The 22,304-nt window shown below is 64.7% G+C and carries 19 protein-coding genes; 11 read left to right on the forward strand and 8 right to left on the reverse strand.

The features are described from left to right. The first annotated feature begins 85 nt into the window (after positions 1-85). Positions 86-1,471 (forward strand): MATE family efflux transporter, encoded by a 1,386-nt coding sequence (locus LB310_RS05955; protein ID WP_278805115.1) that lies wholly within the window; start codon positions 86-88, stop codon positions 1,469-1,471. 57 nt (positions 1,472-1,528) lie between these two features. Here the strand turns inward: LB310_RS05955 and LB310_RS05960 are convergent, their stop codons facing one another. Then, positions 1,529-4,300: a lectin like domain-containing protein gene (locus LB310_RS05960; protein ID WP_278805118.1), complete on the reverse strand. Its 2,772-nt coding sequence runs from the start codon at positions 4,298-4,300 to the stop codon at positions 1,529-1,531. Positions 4,301-4,479: 179 nt separating this feature from the next. Here LB310_RS05960 and LB310_RS05965 point away from each other — a divergent pair, with 179 nt between their 5' ends. From LB310_RS05965 to LB310_RS05980, 4 genes are all read left to right on the forward strand, one after another. Continuing rightward, on the forward strand, positions 4,480-5,211 hold the full coding sequence (locus LB310_RS05965) for a response regulator transcription factor (RefSeq protein ID WP_278805120.1): 732 nt from the start codon (positions 4,480-4,482) through the stop codon (positions 5,209-5,211). A gap of 118 nt (positions 5,212-5,329) precedes the next feature. Beyond that, positions 5,330-6,310 carry an ATP-binding cassette domain-containing protein gene (locus LB310_RS05970; protein WP_278805122.1) on the forward strand — a complete coding sequence of 327 codons (981 nt, stop codon included), beginning with the start codon at positions 5,330-5,332 and terminating at the stop codon, positions 6,308-6,310. Further along, positions 6,303-7,214, forward strand: coding sequence for an ABC transporter permease subunit (locus LB310_RS05975; protein ID WP_278805123.1), 912 nt, complete (start codon positions 6,303-6,305; stop codon positions 7,212-7,214). The genes LB310_RS05970 and LB310_RS05975 overlap by 8 nt, the downstream gene beginning before the upstream one ends. Before the next feature lie 18 nt (positions 7,215-7,232). Beyond that, complete coding sequence (locus tag LB310_RS05980) at positions 7,233-8,108, forward strand: sensor histidine kinase KdpD (RefSeq protein WP_278805124.1); 876 nt, start codon at positions 7,233-7,235, stop codon at positions 8,106-8,108. Between the two features lie 4 nt (positions 8,109-8,112). On the opposite strand, the gene LB310_RS05985 is transcribed toward LB310_RS05980, so the two are convergent. Genes LB310_RS05985 through LB310_RS05995 form a run of 3 tightly spaced genes read right to left on the reverse strand, consistent with a single transcriptional unit; the run spans position 8,113 to position 10,620 of the window. Further along, positions 8,113-9,036, reverse strand: coding sequence for a DUF5677 domain-containing protein (locus tag LB310_RS05985; protein ID WP_278805126.1), 924 nt, complete (start codon positions 9,034-9,036; stop codon positions 8,113-8,115). A gap of 19 nt (positions 9,037-9,055) precedes the next feature. Then, the gene (locus LB310_RS05990) at positions 9,056-9,439 is read right to left on the reverse strand and encodes an MmcQ/YjbR family DNA-binding protein (protein WP_278805128.1); all 384 of its coding nucleotides are present in this window, start codon (positions 9,437-9,439) and stop codon (positions 9,056-9,058) included. Then, positions 9,436-10,620, reverse strand: a complete 1,185-nt coding sequence (locus LB310_RS05995) for a M50 family metallopeptidase (RefSeq protein WP_278805129.1) — start codon at positions 10,618-10,620, stop codon at positions 9,436-9,438. The genes LB310_RS05990 and LB310_RS05995 overlap by 4 nt, the downstream gene beginning before the upstream one ends. Positions 10,621-10,846: 226 nt before the next feature. Here LB310_RS05995 and LB310_RS06000 point away from each other — a divergent pair, with 226 nt between their 5' ends. Both LB310_RS06000 and LB310_RS06005 read left to right on the forward strand, forming a co-directional pair. After that, a complete protein-coding gene (locus LB310_RS06000) occupies positions 10,847-11,524 on the forward strand; it encodes a TetR/AcrR family transcriptional regulator (RefSeq protein ID WP_278805130.1) in 678 nt (225 codons plus the stop codon). A 321-nt stretch (positions 11,525-11,845) separates the two neighbouring features. Next, a complete protein-coding gene (locus LB310_RS06005; RefSeq protein WP_301154740.1) occupies positions 11,846-13,147 on the forward strand; it encodes an MFS transporter in 1,302 nt (433 codons plus the stop codon). On the opposite strand, the gene LB310_RS06010 is transcribed toward LB310_RS06005, so the two are convergent. From LB310_RS06010 to LB310_RS06020, 3 genes are all read right to left on the reverse strand, one after another. Further along, the gene (locus LB310_RS06010; RefSeq protein WP_087190114.1) at positions 13,144-13,467 is read right to left on the reverse strand and encodes a heavy metal-binding domain-containing protein; all 324 of its coding nucleotides are present in this window, start codon (positions 13,465-13,467) and stop codon (positions 13,144-13,146) included. The genes LB310_RS06005 and LB310_RS06010 overlap by 4 nt on opposite strands. Positions 13,468-13,578: 111 nt before the next feature. Beyond that, a complete protein-coding gene (locus LB310_RS06015) occupies positions 13,579-14,856 on the reverse strand; it encodes a glycoside hydrolase family 3 protein (RefSeq protein ID WP_301154741.1) in 1,278 nt (425 codons plus the stop codon). A gap of 142 nt (positions 14,857-14,998) precedes the next feature. Then, entirely contained in the window at positions 14,999-16,213 is a 1,215-nt protein-coding gene (locus LB310_RS06020) for a diphosphate--fructose-6-phosphate 1-phosphotransferase (RefSeq protein ID WP_278805139.1), read from the reverse strand. A gap of 191 nt (positions 16,214-16,404) precedes the next feature. Between LB310_RS06020 and LB310_RS06025 the strand changes: the two genes are divergently transcribed. Beyond that, the gene (locus tag LB310_RS06025) at positions 16,405-16,992 is read left to right on the forward strand and encodes a TetR/AcrR family transcriptional regulator (protein WP_278805141.1); all 588 of its coding nucleotides are present in this window, start codon (positions 16,405-16,407) and stop codon (positions 16,990-16,992) included. Between the two features lie 130 nt (positions 16,993-17,122). Continuing rightward, positions 17,123-17,740: a class I SAM-dependent methyltransferase gene (locus tag LB310_RS06030; protein WP_278805143.1), complete on the forward strand. Its 618-nt coding sequence runs from the start codon at positions 17,123-17,125 to the stop codon at positions 17,738-17,740. Positions 17,741-17,801: 61 nt separating this feature from the next. Here the strand turns inward: LB310_RS06030 and LB310_RS06035 are convergent, their stop codons facing one another. Further along, positions 17,802-18,119 (reverse strand): hypothetical protein, encoded by a 318-nt coding sequence (locus tag LB310_RS06035; protein WP_143412689.1) that lies wholly within the window; start codon positions 18,117-18,119, stop codon positions 17,802-17,804. Positions 18,120-18,360: 241 nt separating this feature from the next. On the opposite strand from LB310_RS06035, the gene LB310_RS06040 reads away from it, so the two are divergent. Together LB310_RS06040 and LB310_RS06045 are read left to right on the forward strand one after the other, a co-directional pair. Then, the gene (locus LB310_RS06040) at positions 18,361-20,805 is read left to right on the forward strand and encodes a ribonucleoside triphosphate reductase (RefSeq protein WP_278805145.1); all 2,445 of its coding nucleotides are present in this window, start codon (positions 18,361-18,363) and stop codon (positions 20,803-20,805) included. Between the two features lie 446 nt (positions 20,806-21,251). Continuing rightward, a complete protein-coding gene (locus LB310_RS06045) occupies positions 21,252-22,262 on the forward strand; it encodes a YhcG family protein (RefSeq protein WP_278805147.1) in 1,011 nt (336 codons plus the stop codon). Positions 22,263-22,304: the final 42 nt, after the last annotated feature.

A 22,304-nucleotide genomic window follows, 5' to 3' on the forward strand; every position in this document is an offset into this window, starting at 1 on the left:
CATGCGCTGGGCGCATCGCGTGGCTGCGGCCGTCGCGAGCCCCTGCCTCCTTTCGTTTCCGCATCCCGATCCTCCGAGGTGACCTATGGCTTCTTCTGCATCGACTATTTCCTTTTCCGAGGGGCCGCTGTTCCGGCAGCTGCTCTCGTTCGCGTTGCCGCTCATGGCGGTGAACATCCTGCAGTACGTGTACCAGGCCGTCGACATGGCGGTGGTGGGCCAAGTGGTGGGCGACGTGGGGCTCGTGTCCATGAGCAACGCGGTGAACGCCGTGTTTCTGGTGAACGCGTTCGTCATCGGCCTTTCGGCCGGAGGCGGCGTGGTGGTGGCACGGGCGGTGGGCGCGCGCGACGTGGCCGCCCAGCGTCGGGCCTATGCGGCCACGCTTGTGGTGGCGCTGCTGGCGGCGGCCGGCATCGCGCTTGCCGGCACGCTGCTCGCGCGGCCCGCGTTCACGGCGAACGCGGTGCCCGCGGCGGCGCTCGACGGGGCCGTGGCCTACACGACCGTGCTCTGCTGCAGCGCGGCGGGGCCGTTCCTCATGAACGCCGCAGCTGCGTTCCTCAAGGCGCAGGGCGACGCATGGACGCCGCTTCTGCTGGTGGGTGCGGCGACGTTCGTGAACGTGGCGCTCGATCTGGTGCTCGTGGGCCCGGCCGGCCTGGGAGTGCCGGGCGCTGCGGTGGCCACCGTGGCGGCGCAGGGGCTCTCGGCGCTGCTCGCGCTCGCGCTGGTGCGGCGGCGCTTCGCGGCGGGGCGTGTGCTCGGGAGCAACGTGCTCGCGGGCGGCTTCTCTGCCGATGTGCGCGCGGTGCTTTCGGTCGGCGTGCCCTCCGCCGTGCAGATGGCGGTGGTGAACCTGTCGTACGCGCTGGTCACCGGCATGCTCAACCGCTATGGCGTGGACGTTGCCGCAGCGGCGGGCGTGGGGCTGCAAATAAGCACCATCGCAGGGCTGCCCTGCTGGGCCATCGGCCAGGCAATCACCACGGCGGCCGCGCAGTGCGTCGGCGCCGGCGAGCTCGCGCGCGCCCGCGACGTCGCGCGGCTGGGAGCGCGCCTCAACATCGGCGTCACGCTGGGCATCCAGGTGCTCATCCAGCTGCTCGCGCCGGCCATCGTGGGGCTCTACGGCCTCACGCAGGGCGCTCCGTTCGACATCGCCGTGCTCTACCTGCGCATCACGTGCAGTGTGAATGGGCTGTTCTACGCGGCCATGTACAGCTTCGATTCGTTCGCGCTCGGCGCCGGCTCGCCGCGACTCGTGCTGGCGAACTCGCTCATCGATGCATTCATTGTGCGCTTTGGCCTGGCGTTTCTGCTCTCCGGTACGCTGGGAGTGGGCTACGTGGGCATCTTTTTGGCGCAGGCGACCTCGCCCGTGATCCCCGCGATCATCGGCGGCTTGTACGCGCGCCATTGGTCGCGCTCACGTGGGGTGATAGGCGTGCAGCGCTCTCGCACGGCTTGACGGGCGCAGCCTGGCGTATTCGACAGTACCCGCCAGGCTGCGAACCCTCCGCACCGTTTAGCGCTGTCTTTTTCTGCGGCGCAGCACACAGGCCGTCGCTGCCGCGGTTGCTGCGACGATAGCGGCGACCCAGGGCAACGCAGCGATGCGGTCACCCGTTCTCACCAAGGGGGAAGGCGCATCGCTGCCTGTTGGCGAATGACCGGAGGCAGCAGGGTGCTCGCCCGATGCCTGCGCGGCGACCAACGTAAAGCGGGCATCGCCGGTGGCGGGTTCGGCTACGTAGTTCGTCTCGGATGCGTCAGGGGTGAACGTCCAGTAGAGGGTGGTGGTAGCTCCTGGCTCGCCAGCGAAGGTGTAAGTGGCGGGTAGTGCTTGGGCATGCGCAGCGTCGCCGAACCAAGCGAGCGTGCCGCGTACGGTTTGCCCGTTCACGCCGCGCGCGGCAGAGTCCACGGTAAGGGACGCAAGGCCGCTGCCGATGGTCGCGTTCTGATCGCCCACGGTGAAGGAGAAGGCGGCGGGGGCAATGGTCAGGGTTGTTGTAGCGCTGGCTTCGGCATAGAGCACCCCGTCTACCGTCTTCTCGGCGAGTGTGACTGTTACGTCGTAGGTACCCGCGTCGGTGGGCAGGCCGGCTGTAGGCTGGGGCAGGGCGCGGGCGTCGGTGTGCGGGACGTAGCTGAACGATAGATCGGCCTCGTCGGCGGGTTGGGAACCGTAGGCGGCGTTCGCTATCACATCGCGAACGGTCAGGGCTTGTCCGTCGTAAGTTTTCGCGATAAGCGGGACCGTGGAGGTGCCTTGCTGGATGTCGAGTGTTGCCGGAGGAGCTTCGTTGGTGAACGCCTTGATGAGGGCGCTGCCGTAGATGATATCGGCTTCGCCGCCGGAAGCTTCCGCTAGGTCTTCGTTTACGTCGGAGACGGTATCCCATGTTTCGCCGCCGTCCAGGGTGCAGTAGCTCTCGCCATCGTTGGCGATCGCTCGTGAGCTTGTTTCATACGATTGCGTGAGGATGGTGTTGTACGCGGATTCCAGATTGAGATAGCCTGCTTGCACAGGTTCGCCGGTGACGGGATCGGTGTCGGTGGTCGGTATGCTCTCGACCACCGCGAAGCGCTGCCCCTTGCTCAATTGGATGGGCGTATCAAGCGGTATAGTGTGGAAGCCTGCGAAGGGGAACGCTTGGTTTTGTTCGGCTACGAGTTTTCCTTCCGTTGGGCTTGTCGCGTTATCGTCCAGAAGGTACACCTTGGTGTGCACGGTAGCGTTTTGCGAAAATGTCCAAGTCGATACCGCTTCCAGCACCTCGGTGCTATCGGTTGTGAATACGTTTGCCACTGCTATGTCGCCAAACATGATGGGCGTGACGGGCTGTTGTGCCACGCCCAAATAGTCGTACTGGTAGTTGTTGTCATAGGTTTGCTCGGCGCTCGCCACGCGGTATGCGACGGGATTGTCGATGGTGTGATCGTAGTACGACAACCAGAAGAAACCGGAGTAACCATTCTCGTCAGGGATGCCCCATCTTAGCAGGTCATTGCGGGTATATCCACGGTCGTCGCAGAACGAATCGGAGCCCCAACTGTTCTTGACGAGCCAAGCGCCGTTGCCGTTGTTGGGGTAGGCTCCGTACGTGGGGTCGCCTTCGCTGGGGCTACCGCCTATCGTGCCGGTGAAGTTTGCCGCAGAGTAGTTGTCGTCCCAGCCCACGATGGTAACCGAGTGGTCGATTGTGGGTTCGAGACTGTTGTTGTACTGGCACCACTCGTCGTATGAGAAATAATCACTGTTGAATTGTTCGCCCGATTCCTTGGGCATGGAATTGTCGGATAGGTAGGTAATGCTTACGGCTCCGGTATCCATGAGCGTCTGCTTGATGGCTTCGGTGGCTGCGCCGTTGTATCCCCTATAGGTTTTTGTTCCGGTGTCTTCGTCTTGGTCGGTGGTGGCGGGGCTTGGCAACTCGATGGTTTCGCTGACGCGGATGCCGGTATCTTCGGCGGTGCGCAACGAGGGATCAAGTGACCAATCCTTGTTGCGGGTGTCACTCATGTCGCCTGCGGCGGGTTCAACGGGATGATTAAAATCCATCGCCCACCATGACCCGTCCTGCGTGTGGAACCCGTTCTCGTCATAGTACGTGTAGGGTGCCGTGCTTTCGTTCAGAAGACATTGCCACGCAACCCAAGCCGATTCAACCTGGTAGGGCATGCCTCCCAAAACCTGCTTGCCCTTTGTGTTTTCGCCTTCATTGTAGAACGTTCCTTCGCCCGCTTGTGACCCGGCCGACTGTTCGGTTTGTGCTTCGTGGTTGAACCAAGCGAGAGTGTGCTCGGATAAATCGGGGGAACGCGTCAAGCTGCTCAGAAGCGGATCTGAGGCTGCGCCGCTGCCCGTTGCTGCGCCGCTTGCTTTCAGATAGGAACTCTCGAGTGCCGCCACACCTGCAAACGACCAGCACGAGCCCCATGGGTTCTGAAATTTGACGTCGGTGACGGCGCCTGCATTCGTCAAGTAGTATTCAGAGGGCAGGATGGCGTTCGATAACGTTGCGATACCAGTTTCGTTGCTGTCGCGGGCTTCCTGCGCCACTCCCGACAGCGCGTAGGCGGGGTCTTCCCCGGCATCGATGGCAGCCTGATAGACGCTGGCCATGCGTTGCCCGTGCTGAACGAGGGTATCGATTGCGCTTGGTTCGTCCGCCCAAGCCTGGTCAGACGGTACGGTGGGAACGAGCAGCAGCGTGATGAGCAGCGCAAGCAGACAGCGTGTAAGGTGCGGTGCTCGGGTTGACGGCTTTCCGCTTTTGATTCGCATACTCATGGACAGCTCCTCAGCAAGAGGGGTGTGGTGGTCATTCCTCAGTATAGCTTCTTTGCCACCGGAGGCTTGCGCGGCAATTCCCCTGTGGCGGAGCTGCGCCTGCCGAATGCGTGCAACAGGCCGGTCGGTTACAATGCCGTCGAGGACGGCGAATGCATGAGAGGGCGAGAGGGTGGAGCATGGGCGAGCGGACAAGCAAAGCGAGCGTGCTTATCGTGGAAGACGATGCGCACATCAGCGGTATTGTTGCCACGCATTTGGAGCGGGCGGGCTATGCGTGTACGTCGGCGTTTTCGGGTACCGAGGCGCGGCTCGTGCTGGAGGGGGTGCAGGCGCGGGGTGAAGCGTTCGACGTGGTGGTGTGCGACCTCATGTTGCCGGGGCTGCCGGGCGAGGAAATTGTGAAACTTATCCGTGCCAAAAGTGCGGCCACACCTGTTATTATCACCTCCGCTCGCACGACTCCTGCGGACAAGATTGACCTGCTGAAACTCGGCGCGGATGACTACCTGGCGAAGCCGTTTGACCTGGATGAACTGCTTGCGCGTATCGAAGCGCAACTGCGCCACCGCGCGTGCGTCGAAGCGCCGCGACTCGATGACGACGTGCTGTGTGTGGGTGCGTGGGAAATTGACCGCGCCGCTCGTACCCTGACGGCGGGTGGCGCAGACGTGCCGCTCACGCGCACGGAGTTCAACATTGTGGAGCTGTTGGCGGCTCACCCGAAGAAGGTCTATACCAAGCAGGAGTTGTTCGAGTTGGCGTGGGGCGAACCCTACGCCGTCGAGGACAGCACGGTGAGCGTGCACGTGTCCAACATTCGCAGCAAGCTGAAGCCCAGCGGCACCGACGGCTACCTCCGCACCGTCTGGGGCCTCGGGTTCAAGCTGGCGGTCGACGAGGGCGCATGACCTGCGCGGAAAGGAGCGTCCCGCATCTTCAAGCTTTCTTAAAGGTTGGTTCATCCTTCCTGAAACCCTGTTCCGTAAGCTGGAAGCATGTTGAAAAGGCGAAGGGAAAGGGGCGTTCATGAACGTCGTTGAGACGCGGGGGCTCACGAAGTCCTACCGCGGCAAGCGCGCTGTCGACCGGCTCGACCTGCACGTGGCGCAGGGGGACATCTACGGGTTCGTCGGGAAGAACGGGGCGGGGAAGTCCACCGTCATGAAGATGGTGTGCGGGCTTGTCGCGCCCACCGAGGGCGAGATCGAGCTGTTCGGCGGGCGCGCCGGCGCCAACGTCCGCGGCGAAGCCGCGCCGTCCGCAGGAATGTCGCGCGTGGGCGCGCTCATCGAGGCACCGGGCATCGTCCCCAACTTGACGGCCTACGAGAACCTCATGGCGAAGGCCCTGGCCTTGGGCGTGGTCGACGCATCGACGCGCTGCCGCGAGGCGCTTGCGCTCGTGGGCCTCGAGGGCGTGGGCGGGAAGAAGGCCAAGGGCTTCTCGCTCGGCATGAAACAGCGGCTGGGCTTGGCGCTCGCGCTCGTGGGCTCGCCCGACCTGCTGCTGCTCGACGAGCCGTTCAACGGCCTGGACCCCGAGGGTACGCGCGCCATGCGGAACCTCATCGTGCGGCTGAACCAGACGCTCGGCGTGACCGTGGTCATCAGCTCGCACGTGCTGGACCAGCTCGACCGCGTGGCCACGCGCTTCGGCGTCATCGCCGAAGGCCGTATGGTGCGCGAGATGACCGCCGTGCAGATGCAGGCCGAGTGCGGCGACAGCCTGCGCGTGCGCACCACCGACCCGGCTCGCACGCTCGCGCTGGTGGAGGAGGCGTTTCCCCAGGTTAGGTTGAGCGCATTGCCCGACGGGTCCCTCTCCGTTGCGGGCGACTACGACACGACGGCCGTGTCGCGCTTTCTCCACGATGCCGACCAGACGGTGCTGGAGCTGAGCCCGGTGCGCCGGGATATCGAGGACTACTTCGTGGAGCTCATGGAAGGCGGCACGCAGGTGGCTGCGCGCGCCGTGTCGGACGAGGAAGGCGGTGCGCGCCATGTTTAACCTGTTGAAATCCGATGTCTATCGGCTGGTACACGGCAAGATGCTGTGGGTGGGCCTGGCTTTCCTCGCGCTCGTGGTGGTGGGGGCGGCCGGGCTCGTCTGGTTTGCCACCACGCCCGAGTTCGCCCAGATGGTGAACGAGCAGGCGCAGGAAGAGGCGCGCCAGAGCGGCGCGACCGTCACCATCACGTCGCCCAACGGCGCCGGCCTCGACGCCGAGGAGGTGCAGGCGCTCAACGAGAAGGTCATCAGCAGTCGTACCTACTCGTACGGCAACACGTTCATGGTGGGATTCCTCGGGCTGATCCTCGCGGTGCTGGCGGCGCTGTTGGCCTCGTCCGACTTTGACACGGGATTCGCGAAGAACGTGCTCGCGGGGCGCGGCGACCGCCGGGCGTACTTCGCGGAGAAGCTCGTGCTGATTGCGGTCTTGTGCGGGGTTTTCCTGTTGGCGGGCATGCTTCTGTCGGATGCGGTGTACGCGGTCCTCGGGTTCTCTTACGAGCGTACGGAGACGGTGGGCGAGTATGGGAGCTGGGCGGTGCTGTCGTGGCTCGTTCTGACGGCGTACGCGTTCCTCGGCGCGCTCATCGCGTGGGCGACGCGCAGCAAGACGGTCGGCGTCGTGTTCGCGGCGCTCGTGCCCACGGGCTTCCTCGAATCGATGGTGCTGGGGGCGGCCGCGGTGCTCGCGCCGGCCATGCCGCTGGTGGGCGACGCGGTGCAATGGCTGCCGTTGTCCGTGCAGCAGCGGCTGGCGGCGGGAGGCACGGGCCTGTTCGAGGCGGGCGCGTCCGCCGTGGCCGGGCTTCCCGCGGCGGCGCAGGCGCTTATCGTGTTCGGAGCGATCGCAGCCGCGTGCGCGGCGCTGTCGCTCACGGCGTGCCGGCGCAGGGACGTGTAGGGCAAGGAGGGCGTGCGGATGATGTATGTGCTGGTGGGGTTCGCGTGCTTGGCCGTCGGGGCGGGCACGACAACGCTCCTCTTCCGTCGGGAGCTATGCCGCATGGCGCGCTTCCTGCGCGGGCGCGATGTGCGCAGCAACGTGCGCATGACGGTGGAGTTGCCCGGGCGGGCGTTCGCCGAGCTGGCCGAGGCGGTGAACGCCCAGCTGGACGCCGCGCAGCGGGAGCGGCTCGAGGGGCAGCGCCGCCAGCAGGAGTTCCAGCGCGACCTGTCCAGCCTCTCGCACGACATCCGCACGCCGCTCATGGGTGCGAAGGGGTACCTGCGCCTCGCGCAGGACGAGGGCGACGAGGCCGGGCGCGTCCGCCGGCTGGCCGCCGCCGAAGCGCGGCTTGACGACATGGGCGCGTTCCTCGACCAGCTGTTCGCCTACGCGCAGGCTAACGACCCCGACCTCGCGCTCGACCTCGCTCCTGTGGCCGTGCTACCGGCGCTGGTCGATGTGCTGGTGGGGCAGTTCCCCGCGTTCGAGCGGCGCGGGTGGGAGCCGCGCGTGGACTTCGAGGACGAGGGGCTTTTGGCGGAAGCCGATGCCGAGGCCCTCGCCCGCATCTTCGAGAACCTCGTGGCGAACGCTCTGCGCCACGGTTCGGGGCCGCTTGCGGTGGAGCAGCACGGAGCCTGCGTGGCGTTCGCGAACGAGGTGCCCGACCCTGCCGCCCTCGATCCCGAGCGCCTGTTCGAGCGTTTCTATCAGGTCGATACCGCCCGCAGCGAGGTTGGGAGCGGCCTCGGCCTGGCCGTGTCCGCCAGCCTCGCCGCCGCCATGGGCATGCGCCTGTCCGCGCACCTAGACGGAAAGGTGCTGGTCGTGGAGCTGGCGTTAGTTTGATAGCCTAATGCAGCGTACATTTACTAGTGGATGTACTTTCTTCAATCATCTTGGATTCAAGAAAATAAGCTTCGATCAATTGAAAAAGTGACAGCGAGAGACTCCAATTGTCATATCCGTCCTCTGCAAAAAAATTATAAATGTTGATATGACCATGATCGCATGAGAAGACCCAATGAAAAACCTTATCTGTGTAGAGCAAAAGGTCGTCTAGGTTATGAGCCCGCTGATTTTCAATGAAAGACCGATATGGTCCCCATAAGCCCAAAAAGAGTTGATCGTCTTCAAATGATTCTATGGGGACGAAATGGCTAGCTATAAGTGCAAGGTAGGAATTGTGCACCGCTGACGAGTGATGAACGTATCCCTCTCGACGCCATTGTCCGAGAAAACTCAACTCTCCATTTTGGGTAAGGTTCGATTCGAATTCTGAAAGAGTTCTATTGAGCTGTTTGATAGAGAAGTATTTTCTCCATATATTTGTTGCATTGTTGTTTTTGCAGCTACTCAAAAATGCGTCCCGCTTTACTGGATCAATCAAGATGTTGAGAAGCGAAAAACAAAGTTCGTATTGATTTCTCGCGAGAATCGATGCTTGATAGTGCAGCCCTCTGTGAAGTAATAACAAAATCGATTGCGTATTGTTTGCTATGGCGGCAGTCATCGTTTGAATCGCATAAGCAAGGGAATTGACTTTTTTGTCAGAGCTATTCTGTGTTATTGATAAAGAGCAAAGTCCCCAAGCGATTGAATAGTAATGAGCGATAGTAACAAAATCTGACTTTTCTGCTGATATTTCCTCTTGCGTCAAGCTCGCGACATCGCAGTAATCGTCCCAAAGACTACCAAGCTCGTCGTAAGATAAATGCTTATTGACATTTTCATCGAGAGAAGTAGTTAATCTGTCATACTTATCTTTGCTAATCATACAGTTGTTGTTTTTCATCCTATTCTCCCGAAATCCTGTGCTGCATCTTCTTCGTCAGCTTGGCGAACACGAGGTTGTAGGAGTGGCCGCATAGCTCGCGCAGCAGGTCTTCGGGCACGTCGCCGTCGAGGTCGATGGAGATCCAATGGCGCTTGTCGGCGTAGAAGCCGGGGAGGATGTCGTCGGGATGCTCGGCGCGCAGCTGCTCGGCCCAGGCGGGGTCGCACTTGAGCGACACGAGGCGGCGGCCGGCGTACTCATGGTACTGCGGGCCCGGCTGCATGGTGGCGGCGAACATCTTGCCGCCCACCTGATAGCGCTGCCATTCCCATTCCACCTTGTAGTCCGTCGTCGCGCCGGGCATGCCCAGCAGGTAGGCGTCCAGCCATTCGTGCGCAGTCATCGTTGCGCTCCTTCCTCGGTTACGTCGGTTGCGTGCGCGGCTCGCTCGCGAAAGCGGGCGTCGGCCGCGTCCATCAGCTCGCGCTCGCCCTCGATCTCGCTCGGGTAGGGGTAGCGCGCCGCTGCGCGGTCGAACTTCTCGCGGATTCGCTGCGCCGCTTCCTCGTCGCAGTTGACGAGGAACGCTTGAGCGTAGCGCGTGCGCAGCACGGAGGGGAAGCTGCTCATGGCCTTCATGAACTTGCGGGCGTCGGCGTCGAGGACGCGCTCGACTTCCTCTGCGCGGTTCTCGCCCATGAGCTCGCAGTACGCGAGGTCCGCCTTCAACAGCGAGCGATGCAGGCCGAGCATGCCGGTCTCGCGTTCCAGCAGGTCGCGAATGGCGTCTGCTGCCTCGGAGGTGTGGCCCTCGTCCAGCAGCCGGTTGCAGGCGAGCACCGCCACGGACGCGATGAGGGGGTTGCGCAGGCGCTCGGCATCGGCTGGCACGGCGAACCAAGCGGCGGGCATGTCCTTCACGCGCAGGTCGTCCGCCTGGGCCTCGCCTACCTTGAGGATGGTCCAGAACGCCCGCAGCGCTTCCGGAGACTCGCTGGCCGAGCGCAGGTTCTTGCCGTCGTTGTTCACGCCCCCGACGGTGAGCGGAAGGCCGTTCGCCAGCGCGAACGCAAGGCCCACGAGGGCGAGGAACGCGAAGAAGATCGCCGCGAGCCTCTGCGGCAGCGTGAAGGCGAGGGCTGCCGCTACCAGGGAGACCAGGGTGTTCGCCAGCACTCCCCCCAGGTTGTAGAGCCGGTAGGGGATGTGCCCGTCCACGAGGTCGGGCGGCCCCATGAGGCATTGCCCACCTGTCCCTTGAATGGAGAGCTGCTTGAGGCTCAGCCGTCCGTCCTGCTCGACGAGCATGAGGCTGCCTACGCGAAACGAGCGGAACCGGTAGCCGGTCGCCAGCCCGAGCACCAGGTGCCCCGCCTCGTGGACGACGACCTGCAAAATGCAGGCAACGACCAAGAGCACGACGGCCGCGACGAGCCAGGCGACGGTGTCGAGCGGGTCGTCTGCGCCGCCGCTCATGGCGTACCCGATGAGGTAGCCGCCCGCGGCGCCGGCCGCCATGAACAGCACGATGGTAAACGCCTTCGCTCCCCACTGACGCTTCCGTTCGCTTCGCTTTGCCGTCACGCCCCCTGCCTTTCTTCGTCGCTTGTCCAAAGCCGCCTCCCAGTATCTCACATCGCTGCGAAGTTCGCCCTTGCTCCCTAGGCTCCAGTGTCGTAAGATACATACCGTCGGTATGTTTTAGAAAAACGACGCATCGGTTTTCGGCACGAAGGGAGCGATGCAGCGCGGGTTTCGCTCGGATGCTGCATATAAAGTATCCGTTCGCTCTATCGAAAAGGAGATGTTCATGGCGCGCAACAAGTACCCTGAGGAGACGGTGGGTCGCATCCTCGATGCAGCCATGTGCCTGTTCCGCGAGAAGGGCTTCGAGCGCACCACCATCCAAGACATCGTTGATCAGCTCGACGTGACGAAGGGGGCGGTGTACCACCACTTCAAATCGAAGGAGGACATCCTCAACGCCGCCATCGACCGCGAGAGCGAGCCGCTCATGCGGCTGCTGGTGGAGATCCGCGACGATCCGCGCATGACCGGCCTCGAGAAGATGCAGGCGCTGTTCGAGGCCTCGATGGAAGGCCCGCAGCTGCCCCTGAGCGCCGAGGTGGCCATCGCGCCCGACCCGGTGCGCAACAGCCGCTTTTTGGGCATGCAGTACCAGTCGATCATCAACGAGGTTGCTCCGCAGTTCGTGGAGCCTATCATCCGCGAGGGCATGGCCGACGGCACCATTCGCACGGAGTGTCCGCAGGAGATGGCTGAGGTCATCCTCATGCTGGCGAACCTGTGGGTGAGCCCCGCGTTCCGCCTGACCGACGCCGAGCAGATGCGCCGCCGCATGGACTACTACGTGGAACTGCTGCACCTCATGGGCCTCGACGTACAGCCCGGCCGCATTGCCGGCATGCTCGAGGAGTTCCGCGACGGCTACGAGCGCAATCTGCAGGAGAAGGGGGAGCGCGCATGATTGTTTGAGTGCTGGATCGCCCGTGGTGGTTGCGGTGCTCTGTTTTTTCGGCTACGGTTGCGTCGTGCGTCTCTGCTGGGGTAGCGCCTCGTCGCCCGACTGCGGTTGCACCTCGTCCGCTGCTCGATGTTTCACGTGAAACATTTGTACTGAAAAATCAGGTGAAGAATGGAAAGGCTCCCCGCGGCCGCTGCGCGCCGCTGCATACCGTGGTACGCTGCCGCGCGTTTCTCGTCATCGTTGGATCGCTGCCTCGACGCAGCATCTTTTTTAACCAAGATACATACCAACCGAAGGTATGAAAAAAGAAAGGAAGAACCCGTGGACAAGCTCTTGAACCGGTCGTTCGTCTCGATCGTGATCGTGCAGATAGCCTCGCTGTTCGGCGACGCGGTGCTGCGGTTCGCGCTGCCGCTCTACGTGTTGAACGTGACGGGCTCCGCGGCGCTCATGGGGGCGGTGTCGGCGGCGGCGTGGCTGCCGTACCTCGTGCTCACGCCCATCGGGGGCGTGGCGGCCGACCGCGTGAACAAGCGGCGCATCATGGCCGCGCTCGACACGCTGCTGGCGCTCACGTGTGCGGCGTTCCTCGCGTTCGACGGCACCGTGGACCTCGTGGGCCTGTGCATTTGCGCACTCATCGTGCTGTACGCCGCGCAGAGCGTGTACCAGCCCACGGTGCAGGCGGCGGTTCCCTTCGTGGCGCCGCGTGAGGGTATCGTGCGCGCCACGGCCATCGTGAGCCAGATCAGCGCGCTGTCGGGTTTGGTGGGCCCCGTGATAGGCGGGCTCGTGTTCGGGCTGTTCGGCATCGAGCCGGTGGTGGCGGTGGCGGGAGCGGCCTTCGCCGTGTCGGCTGTGCTCATCGCGTGCGTGGTGCGCATCCCCTTCCAGCGCGCCGAGCGCAGCCAGGGCGTCCTGCGCATGGTGGCGGGCGACATCGCCGAGAGCTTCGCCTTCCTGCGCGGCGAGCGGCCGGTCATCCTCAAGACCATCCTGCTGGTGGCGGGCATCAACCTGACGCTGTCGGCGTTCATCATCATCGGCGCGCCGGTCACGGTGACGCAGATACTCGGGCTGCCGAACCAGTTCATGGGCTTCGCGGAAGGCGCGCTCGCGCTTGGCGGCCTGACCGGCGGCATTCTGGTGGGCGCGCTGGCGAAGCGCTTGACCTTGCGCCAAGCGCCCGTGTTCCTGTTCGTGGCGGCCGTTGCGCTTCTGCCCATCGCCGTGGTGCTGGGCGCTCCGTTGGACCCGCTCGTCGCCTACGGGGTGCTGGTGGCAAGCCTGTTCGTCTGCATGGCCTGCGCCACCATGTTCAGCATCCAAGGCATCTCGTTCATCCAGCTGGAAACGCCCGCGCACCTGGTGGGGAAGGTGATCGCGCTGGCCATGTCCTTGGCGAACTGCGCGCAGCCGGTGGGGCAGCTGGTGTACGGAGGCCTGTTCGACGCGCTTCGGGGCAACCTGGTGCCGGTGGCGCTGGGCACGGTCGCGGCTGCGCTCGTCATCGCGGCGCTCACGAGCCGCGTGCTCAAGCGCGGCTTGCCGGCGGAGGCGAGGGCGGCAAGCGGAGCTCCCGCCCCTGCGTCAGCCTTGGAGGCTCCCGAATCGGGCGCCTAGGCCTGCTCGAGCGTGACGGCGGTGCCGGACGCCGTCACCATGAGCATGTTGCCCTGGCCGAGCACCTCGTAGTCGATGTCCACGCCCACCACGGCGTGCGCGCCCAGGGCGGCGGCACGCTGCTCCAGCTCGGCGAGCGCCTCGGAGCGCGCCTGGGTGAGCTCCTGCTCGTAGCCCTCGCTACGGCCGCCCACGATGTTGCGGATGCCCGCGCCGAAGTCGCGCAGGAAGTTGACGCCGGTGATGACCTCGCCGAACACGATGCCGTAGTAGCCGCTCACGCGGTAGCCGTCGACGGCGGGGGTAGTGGTGACGATCATGGTGCTTCCTTTCAGGTGGGTGAGACGGACGGGATTATTGTCTCATTTCTCAGCGGGCTGCGACCCCCGGAGCGTGCGAGAACGAGAGAATCATCGCACGTTCCCCTTGCCTCACTCGCCGGCCAGCGCGAGCTTCGCCTTCACAATGCGCAAAACCGACTGGTCGATGCGCTCCTCGGAGAGGGCTCCCTCGCTCACAGCGTCGAGCACGCCCTGGTAGGCGGCGGCGAAGTCCTCCGGCATGAGCACGAGGTCCGCGCCGGCCTCGAGCGCAGCGACGCCCGCCTGGTCGGGCGTGCAGAAGTCGCCGACCGCGCCCATGGAGAGCGAGTCGGTGATGACGAGGCCTTGAAAGCCCAGCTCCCCGCGCAGGAGGTCGGTGACGGCCGCGGGGTTGAGCGAGGCGGGCACGTCGCTGCCGAACGCGTTCGGGGCGGTGAGGTGGCCCACCATGACCATCGGCACGCCGGCGTCGATGGCGGCCTTGAAGGGCGCGAGCTCCCAATCGCGCAGCTCGTCGAGCGTCTTCTCGCTGACGATGGCGCCCTCGTGGCTGTCTCCCATCACGCCGCCGATGCCAGGGAAGTGCTTGGCGCTGCAGAGCACGCCCGCTTCCACGAAGCCCTCCACCTGTGCGGACACCATGCTGCCAACGATCGCGGGGTCGGTCCCGAACGAGCGCAGCGCCATGACGTCCGTGGAGGGGTCGCCGCAGACGTCGGAATCGGGTGCGAAGTCCAAGTTGAAGCCGAGGTCGCTCAGGTAGCCGCCGATGCGCGCGGCAACGGCCTTGGCCTGCGCCGTGTCGCCCGCCGCGCCCACGTCGGCCATGTTCCCCTCGTTGGGGATGTCGAAGCCGGTGTTGCCGCCGATGCGGCTCACGGTGCCGCCCTCCTCGTCCACGCCGACGAACAGCGGCAGCCCGCACGCGCCCTGCGCGAAGGCCTGGGAGTTCGCGATCATCTCGCGCGTCTGGTCGGCTGAGAGCAGGTTCTTCTGGAAGTACACGAGGCCGCCCACGGGGTAGGCGGCGAGCGCCTGCTGCGTGGAAGATCCGGCCTGCGTGGCGGTGTCCACCCCGGTGATGGCCTCGGGCGTGACCACGAACAGCTGCGCGACCTTCTGCTCGAGCGTGAGGGTAGCCGCCTTCTCGGCGGCGCGCTCGTCGAGCGTGGGGACGGCTGCGGGCTTGGGCGCGGACGTCGCGGGCGCAGGCGCGGCGGGCTGCGACTCGCGCTCGTCGCGCACGCCGCCGAACTCGCTTTCCGGCGACTCCGGCGCGCCGGTCGCCGCGGGCGCGGAGCACCCGGCGGCGCAGCAGAGCATCATCAAGGCAAGCGCCGCGGTGGCTGCCTTCTTCTGTATGGTTCCTCGTTCCATCAGGCTCATCACGCCCCTCCTTCGTAATCGGCGAGAGCGCGAACCAGTATAGGCGCGCGGAGGGGCCTGCTTGCGCAGGCCCCTCCGCTTCACGTGAAAGTTGAGCGTCCGATCTCCGAGACCCCGGCTCCTTCGTTGCGCCAACCGCCGCCTAGCGCCGGTTGAACGGCACGATGGTGGCGGGGATGCCGCCGTCCATCACCACGCGCGGCTCGCCCTTGATGAGCGGGCGGAAGTAGTCCAGCGCCTCCGGCGCGATGCCCTGGTAGTCCGGCAGGATCCACTCGGCGGGGAAGCGCCGCACGAAGTTGGCGAACTCGGACGCCGGCGCGGCGAAGAACTTCGCGTTGTAGAGCCCCTCCGCAGCCGCCGCCTCGTCGCGGCGCACGCCCACCACCTGGCCGGTGAACGCAGGGTCGGCGCTGCGCATGTGGGCGCTCAGCCCCAGCTCCCATGCCTCGGTGCGGTCGACGATGCTCTGCGCGAAGTTGCTGGAGCGCGCCGCGCGCGAGAGGTCCTGCACGATGCCGCGCGGCACGATGCCCGCGTCCACGATCATCTGCTTGATGGTGGCTGCGGCACCGCCCAGCACGGCGTGCGCGAACCCGTCGTCGGCCGCGTTGCCGGCGGAGAGGTACGCACCGTCCGCGTAGTGAGCGCCCTCGGACGTGACGATGTAGCACTTGCCCGTCTCGTCGAACTTTCGGCGCACCTCTGCCAGGAACGCCTCGCGGTCGAAGTCCACCTCCGGCAGCACGAGCAAATCCACGTCGCCGGTGACGCAGCAGCTCGCGGCGAGCCAGCCCGCGTCGCGGCCCATCACCTCGAGCACGAACACCTCGGGGCGCGTGTACGCGTCGTAGTCCAGCCGCGTGGCGTGGGTGATCTCGCAGGCCACCTTCGCCGCGCTCGGAAAGCCGGGGCAGTGGTCCACGGGCACGAGGTCGTTGTCCACGGTCTTGGGGATGCCGATGAAGCGCTTGCCCGGCGCGTTACCGCGCGCCCACTCGGCCAGCGCGTCCACGGTGTCCATGGAGTCGTTGCCGCCGATGTAGAACATCGTGCTTATGTCGTGGGCGTCCATCACCTCCACGAGGCGATGGTAGTCGGCGTCGTTGCCGCGCTTGAGCTTGTAGCGGCACGTGCCGAGCGCCGACGACGGCGTCTGCTGCAAGAGCTCGATGTCGCGGCCCGTGAGGCCGGTGAGGTCGTAGAGCTTCCCGTCCAGCGTGCCCTCGATGCCGTAGAGGCCGCCGAACACGCGGTCGTACAGGGGATTCAGCTGGTTGGCGCGCACGACTCCGGCAAGGCTGGAGTTGATGACGGCGGTGGGCCCGCCGGATTGCGCGACGAGGCAGTTGGCCATGATGCGCTCCTGTTCTCTTCGGTAGCCGCAAAGTATCGCGCGACGAGGCCGGTTCGTCAACGCCTCGCAACCTTGGCCTCGCGAAAGGCCACGCGGAATCTGCAACAGGCTGGATGATTGAACGATATTCATTGACGCTTGTTCAATAAAGCGGTACGATGGCGGGGAGGCGAGCGGAAGGAGGGGCGCGTATGGCGCGTATCGTGAAGGCACCGGACGATCGCAGGCGCGAGATTCTGGACACGGCCATGGACCTGTTCGCGGAGAAGGGGTTCGAGGGCGCGTCCATGCGGGACATCGCCCGGCGCATGGGCACCGCGCCGGGGCTCGTGTACCACTACTTCGACTCGAAGCGGAAGCTGCTCGACGAGGCCATGGAGCGGTACGTGGAGGAGTGCACCGAAGGGCTCGTGAACCTCTTGCGCTCCACCGACCTGGGATTCCGCGAGAAGGTGGACGCGCTCTACGACGACATCGGCGACGAGCGGCTCCAACGCCACAGCGATTTCTTCCACCGGCAGGGCAACGAGGGCTTCCATCGCCAGCTGTCCCTGCGGCTGTGCGAGCACGTGCAACCGCACATGGCGGCGGCTCTCGAGCAGGCGCGCCGCAGCGAGGGCCTCATCGTGCGCGACCCCGAGACGTTGGCGAGCTTCCTTCTGCACGGCCACATCGGCATCCTCTCCGCGCACGGGGACGCGGACGCGCAGACGGTCGCCCGCCTGCGGGAGTACGCGCACGTGCTGATCGACTCGCAGACGGAGCGCCCGGAAGCCTGAAAACCGTACGAATGTTTCAGGTGAACATCGGGGCCGTCGCCCGTGCGACGCAACCCGATCAAGCCCGGTGCAGAGCCGGGCTTCTTTCGACATTGGGATTGAATTTTGTTCAATGAAAGGATGGGGCGCCATGGACCAGCTCAAAGAGAAGTCGCGGAAGGCCTTCGACGCGCAGGCGGCAGACTACGACCGCACCGAAAAGGGAGCCCATGCGCGCCGGCTCTACCCGCATGTGCTCGCGGCGCTCGAAGGCGTGCGGGAGGGCGGGCTGCTCGACGTGGGGTGCGGCACGGGCGCGCTCGCGCGGCTCGTGCTGGAGCAGGGGCCGAAGCGCCGGGTGACCGGTGTCGACCTCGCGCCCGGCATGGTGGCGCATGCTCGCGCGAGCTTGGCCGCTTTCGGCGATCGCGCGCGCATCGCGGAAGCCGACAGCGAGCGGCTGCCGTTCCACGAGGAGTCGTTCGACGCAGCGTACTGCAACGACTCATTCCACCACTACCCGGATCCCGGGAAGGCGGTGTTCGAGATCTGGCGGGTGATGCGCCCCGGGGGCCTGCTCGTGGTGGGCGACTGCACCCTGCCCGCGCCGGTGCGGGCCGTCATGAACGCATCGCTGCGCTTCTCGTCCGAGGGCGACGTGCACATCTACTCGAAGGGCGAGTACGAGCGCATCCTCGGGCGGTGGTTCTCCTCCGTGGCGTGGCGGCGCGTCGAAGGCTCGGCGTGTCTCGTGGAGGCGCGCAAGTAGAGCCGCTTCTTCGGCGTCCGCGTCATTCCACGCCTCGCAGCTCGGCTCAGGGGGTGATGGGTCATGGCGGGTCCTTTCGCTGGCACGGAGCGGGGACGGCGGGGACGTTGTGGGGGATGGCGAAGGCGCCGGGACGCCGTTCGAGCGCGCGACCGCGGAAGAACAGCACGAGCGCGTCGACGACGTCCGCGAAGAAGAACGTCTGCAGGACGATGTGCGCCGCGCATTCGCCGGTTGAGATGCGCCTGCTTCCGCGCCATTCCGCCGGCTTCCGCCCGCCGAATTCCACGAGAAACAGATAGCCGCAGGTGGCCTTTTCCGCACCTTGCTCACGGGGTGCGGAGGGAGGTTTGTTCTGTTGCCGCAGGTCGTCTTTCATAGAGCTTACCGGGATGCTCGTATAAAACCCCAGATGGCAAAACATACCATATCTAGTTGGTTCGACTCTTTAGAACTTCAACATATGGGTGACAGAAGTTGACGAGGAGGCGCGACGCTGGTAGGGTGTGAGCTACCGATTCCCGACCGATCGCAAACCCCATCTGCGCCTGCCGGCGCCATGCTGCACGCGGTCGACCAATCGTAGAAGCAACGCGGAAGCAAGCGAAAAAGGAGCGACCATGTACGAGGTTCAGAAGCGCGACGGCAAGATCGCGGAATTCGACATCGCCAAGATTTCAAGCGCCATCGCCAAGGCGTTCGACGCCTTGGGCAAGCAGTACCATCCGTCGACCATCGACCTTCTGGCCCTCAACGTGACCGCCCATTTCGAACCGAAGATCAAGGACGGTATTGTCAGCGTGGAGGACGTGCAGGACAGCGTGGAGGAGGTGCTCTCCACAGCCGGCTACGCCGATGTGGCGAAGTCCTACATCCTGTACCGCAAGCAGCGCGAGAAGGTGCGCAACGCCAACGCCACGCTGCTCGACTACAAGGACCTCGTGGACCAGTACGTCAAAGTGGAGGACTGGCGCGTGAAGGAGAACTCCACGGTCACGTACTCCGTGGGCGGCCTCATCCTGTCGAACTCCGGCGCCATCACGGCGAACTACTGGCTCTCCGAGATCTACGACGACGAGGTGGCGAAGGCGCACCGCGACGCCGACATCCACCTGCACGACCTGTCCATGCTCACGGGCTACTGCGCGGGCTGGTCGCTCAAGCAGCTCATCCAGGAGGGCCTCGGCGGCGTGCCTGGCAAGATCACATCGAAGCCGGCGAGCCACCTGTCCAGCCTGTGCAACCAGATGGTGAACTTCCTCGGCATCATGCAGAACGAGTGGGCCGGCGCGCAGGCGTTCAGCAGCTTCGACACCTACCTCGCGCCGTTCGTGAAGGCGGACGGCCTGTCCTACGAGGAGACGAAGCAGTGCGTCGAGTCGTTCGTGTTCGGCGTGAACACGCCGTCGCGCTGGGGCACGCAGGCGCCGTTCAGCAACATCACGCTCGACTGGGTGTGCCCGGCCGACCTGCGCGACCAGCCAGCCATCGTGGGCGGGCGCGAGCAGGGCTTCACCTACGGCGACTGCCAGGCCGAGATGGACATGGTGAACAAGGCGTTCATCGAGATCATGATCGAGGGCGATGCGAACGGCCGCGGCTTTCAGTACCCCATCCCCACCTATTCCATCACGCGCGACTTCGACTGGAGCGATACGGAGAACAACCGCCTGCTGTTCGAGATGACCAGCAAGTACGGCACCCCCTACTTCTCCAACTACATCAACTCCGACATGGAGCCCTCCGACGTGCGCTCCATGTGCTGCCGCCTGCGCCTCGACCTGCGCGAGCTGCGCAAGAAGTCGGGCGGGTTCTTCGGCAGCGGCGAGTCCACGGGCTCCATCGGCGTCGTGACCATCAACATGCCGCGCATCGCCTACCAGGCGGTGGACGAGGCCGACTTCTACCGACGCCTCGACCATCTCATGGACGTGTCCGCGCGCTCGCTGCACACGAAGCGCGAGGTCATCACGAAGCTGCTCGACGCGGGCCTCTACCCGTACACGAAGCGCTACCTGGGCACGTTCGAGAACCACTTCAGCACCATCGGCCTCGTGGGCATGAACGAGGCGTGCCTGAACGCCAGCTGGCTGCGCGCCGACATGACGCAGGAGGCGGCGCAGGCGTTCACGAAGGACGTGCTCAACCACATGCGCGCCCGCCTGGCCGACTACCAGGAGGAGTACGGCGACCTGTACAACCTCGAGGCCACGCCGGCCGAGAGCACCACGTACCGCTTCGCCAAGCACGACAAGGAGCAGTTCCCGAATATCGTCACGGCCAACGAGAACGGCAAGCCGTACTACACGAACTCGTCGCATCTGCCGGTGGGCTTCACCGACGACATCTTCAGCGCGCTCGACGTGCAGGACGAGCTGCAGACGCTCTACACGTCCGGCACCGTGTTCCACGCGTTCTTGGGCGAGAAGCTGCCCGATTGGAAGGCGGCCGCCACGCTCGTGCGCAAGATCGCCGAGAACTACAAGCTGCCGTATTACACCATGTCGCCCACGTACTCCGTGTGCAAGAACCACGGCTACATCGCCGGCGAGGTGTACGAGTGCCCGTGCTGCCACGAGGAGACCGAGGTGTACTCGCGCATCACCGGCTACTACCGCCCGGTGAAGAACTGGAACGACGGCAAGTCTCAGGAGTTTGCCGACCGCGTGGAGTACGACCTGGGGCATTCGCATCTGACGCGCGAAGGCGCCGTGGCCGTGACGGCGGCAGCCGAGACCGCCGGCCAGGCAGGCTCGCACGTGACGGTTTCGGGCATCGAAGAGCCGGCGACCGCGCCCGAGCACAGTGCGCTGCCTGCTGGTTTGTACCTGGTGGCAACGCGCACGTGCCCGAACTGCAAGTTCGCGGCGGCCGAGATGGATGCCGCCGGCATCGCCTACGAGGAGCTGTTGGCCGAGGAGAACGTGGAGCTGGCGCAGCGCTATCGCATCATGCAGGCGCCGACGCTGCTCGAGGTGGGTGCGGACGGTACCGTGGAGGTGACGGCTGGCGCGGCGGCGGTGTTCCAGAAGGTCAACGCGATGCGCGCCCAAGTGGTGGCGTAAGGCGCCGAGCAAGCAAGCAGGTTGAGGGCCGGGTCGATGCGATCCGGCCCTTTTTGATGGAGGGCGATGTTCGCTACACTGTGTGTAGCGAACTCGGAACACGCTGAGTTCCGAATTGTGCGTACAGCGCGCGCACAATTCTCAAACTCGAGGAGAGGGTTCTTCGCATGTTGTGTACCGAATTCGGCACTCAGCGAGGGCCGAATTCTAAATGAACAAAATTAACGTACAAACGTTCTTTTTATGTGGTAGAATAGCTTCAGAAACGAGCCAGTGCAAGCGCATTCCGAATCCGCTCGTCGTCGGGATGCCCATAGATGGCGGTGGGTTCCGCGCCGCCCGTACCACGCTTGCAAGATCCTCGAAGCCAACGGAATGCCCTTCGCGCCGCCGCGCTTGCGCGCGCATGCGCGGCGCGCGCCGGAAGGGGACGAGAGGAGCGAGGCATGGACGATCCGATGGCGAGGAAAGACGCGGCAGTGTACGACTCGGTGCGCGGCGCGCTCGAGGCGGCGCGGAAGAAGGCCGCGGTCGCCGTGAACGATGCCATGGTGGAGGCGTACTGGGAGATCGGCCGCCAGATCGTGGAGGCGCAGGGCGACCGTGCCGAGTACGGCAAGCATCACATGGAGTACCTGTCCGAACGGCTGACGAAGGAGTTCGGACGGGCGTACACCAAGCGGAACCTTCACTACATGCGGCAGTTTTACTTGGCGTTTCCAATTGTGAACACACTGTGTTCACAATTGAGCTGGTCTCACTACCGCCTGCTCATGCGCGTGGAGGACGAGAAGAAGCGCCCGTTCTACATGCGCGAAGCGGTCGATCAGCGCTGGACGGTGCGCCAGCTCGATCGCGAGATCCACTCCTTCTATTACGAACGCCTCTTGGCGACGCGCGAGGAGAGGCGCGAGTCCGTCCGGCAGGAGGTCAAAGTGCTCGAGCCGCCCACCAAGGCTGATGGCCTGCTCAAGGACCCCTACGTGCTCGATTTCCTCGACATGGGCGGCCGCACCGACTACCGCGAGGACGATTTGGAGCAGGCGCTCATGAACCGGCTGCAGGAGTTCCTCCTAGAGCTCGGCAGGGGCTTCGCATTTGTCGCGCGCCAGCAGCGCATCGCCGCGGAGACGGAGAGCTACTACGTCGACCTCGTGTTCTACCACTGCATCCTGAAATGCTACGTCCTCATAGACCTCAAGACGGGCAAGATCACGCCGCAGGACGTCGGTCAGATGGACTTCTACGTGCGCCTGTACGACGACCGCTGCACGCAACCGGACGACAACCCCACTATCGGCATCATCCTCTGCGCGACGAAGGACGCAACCGTGGCACGCTACTCGGCCCTCGCCGATGACAAAGGCCTGTTCGCGGCGCGCTACACGCTGTGCCTCACCACCGAGGAGGAGCTAGCGCGTGCCCTCGAGCCCACAAGCGCGTTGTTCCTCGAGTAGGGTGCGGGAGACGGTATGAACGGCCTGCTCCTGCGCCCGGCG

Source organism: Gordonibacter sp. RACS_AR49, from assembly GCF_030418435.1.
GTDB lineage: Bacteria > Actinomycetota > Coriobacteriia > Coriobacteriales > Eggerthellaceae > Gordonibacter > Gordonibacter urolithinfaciens.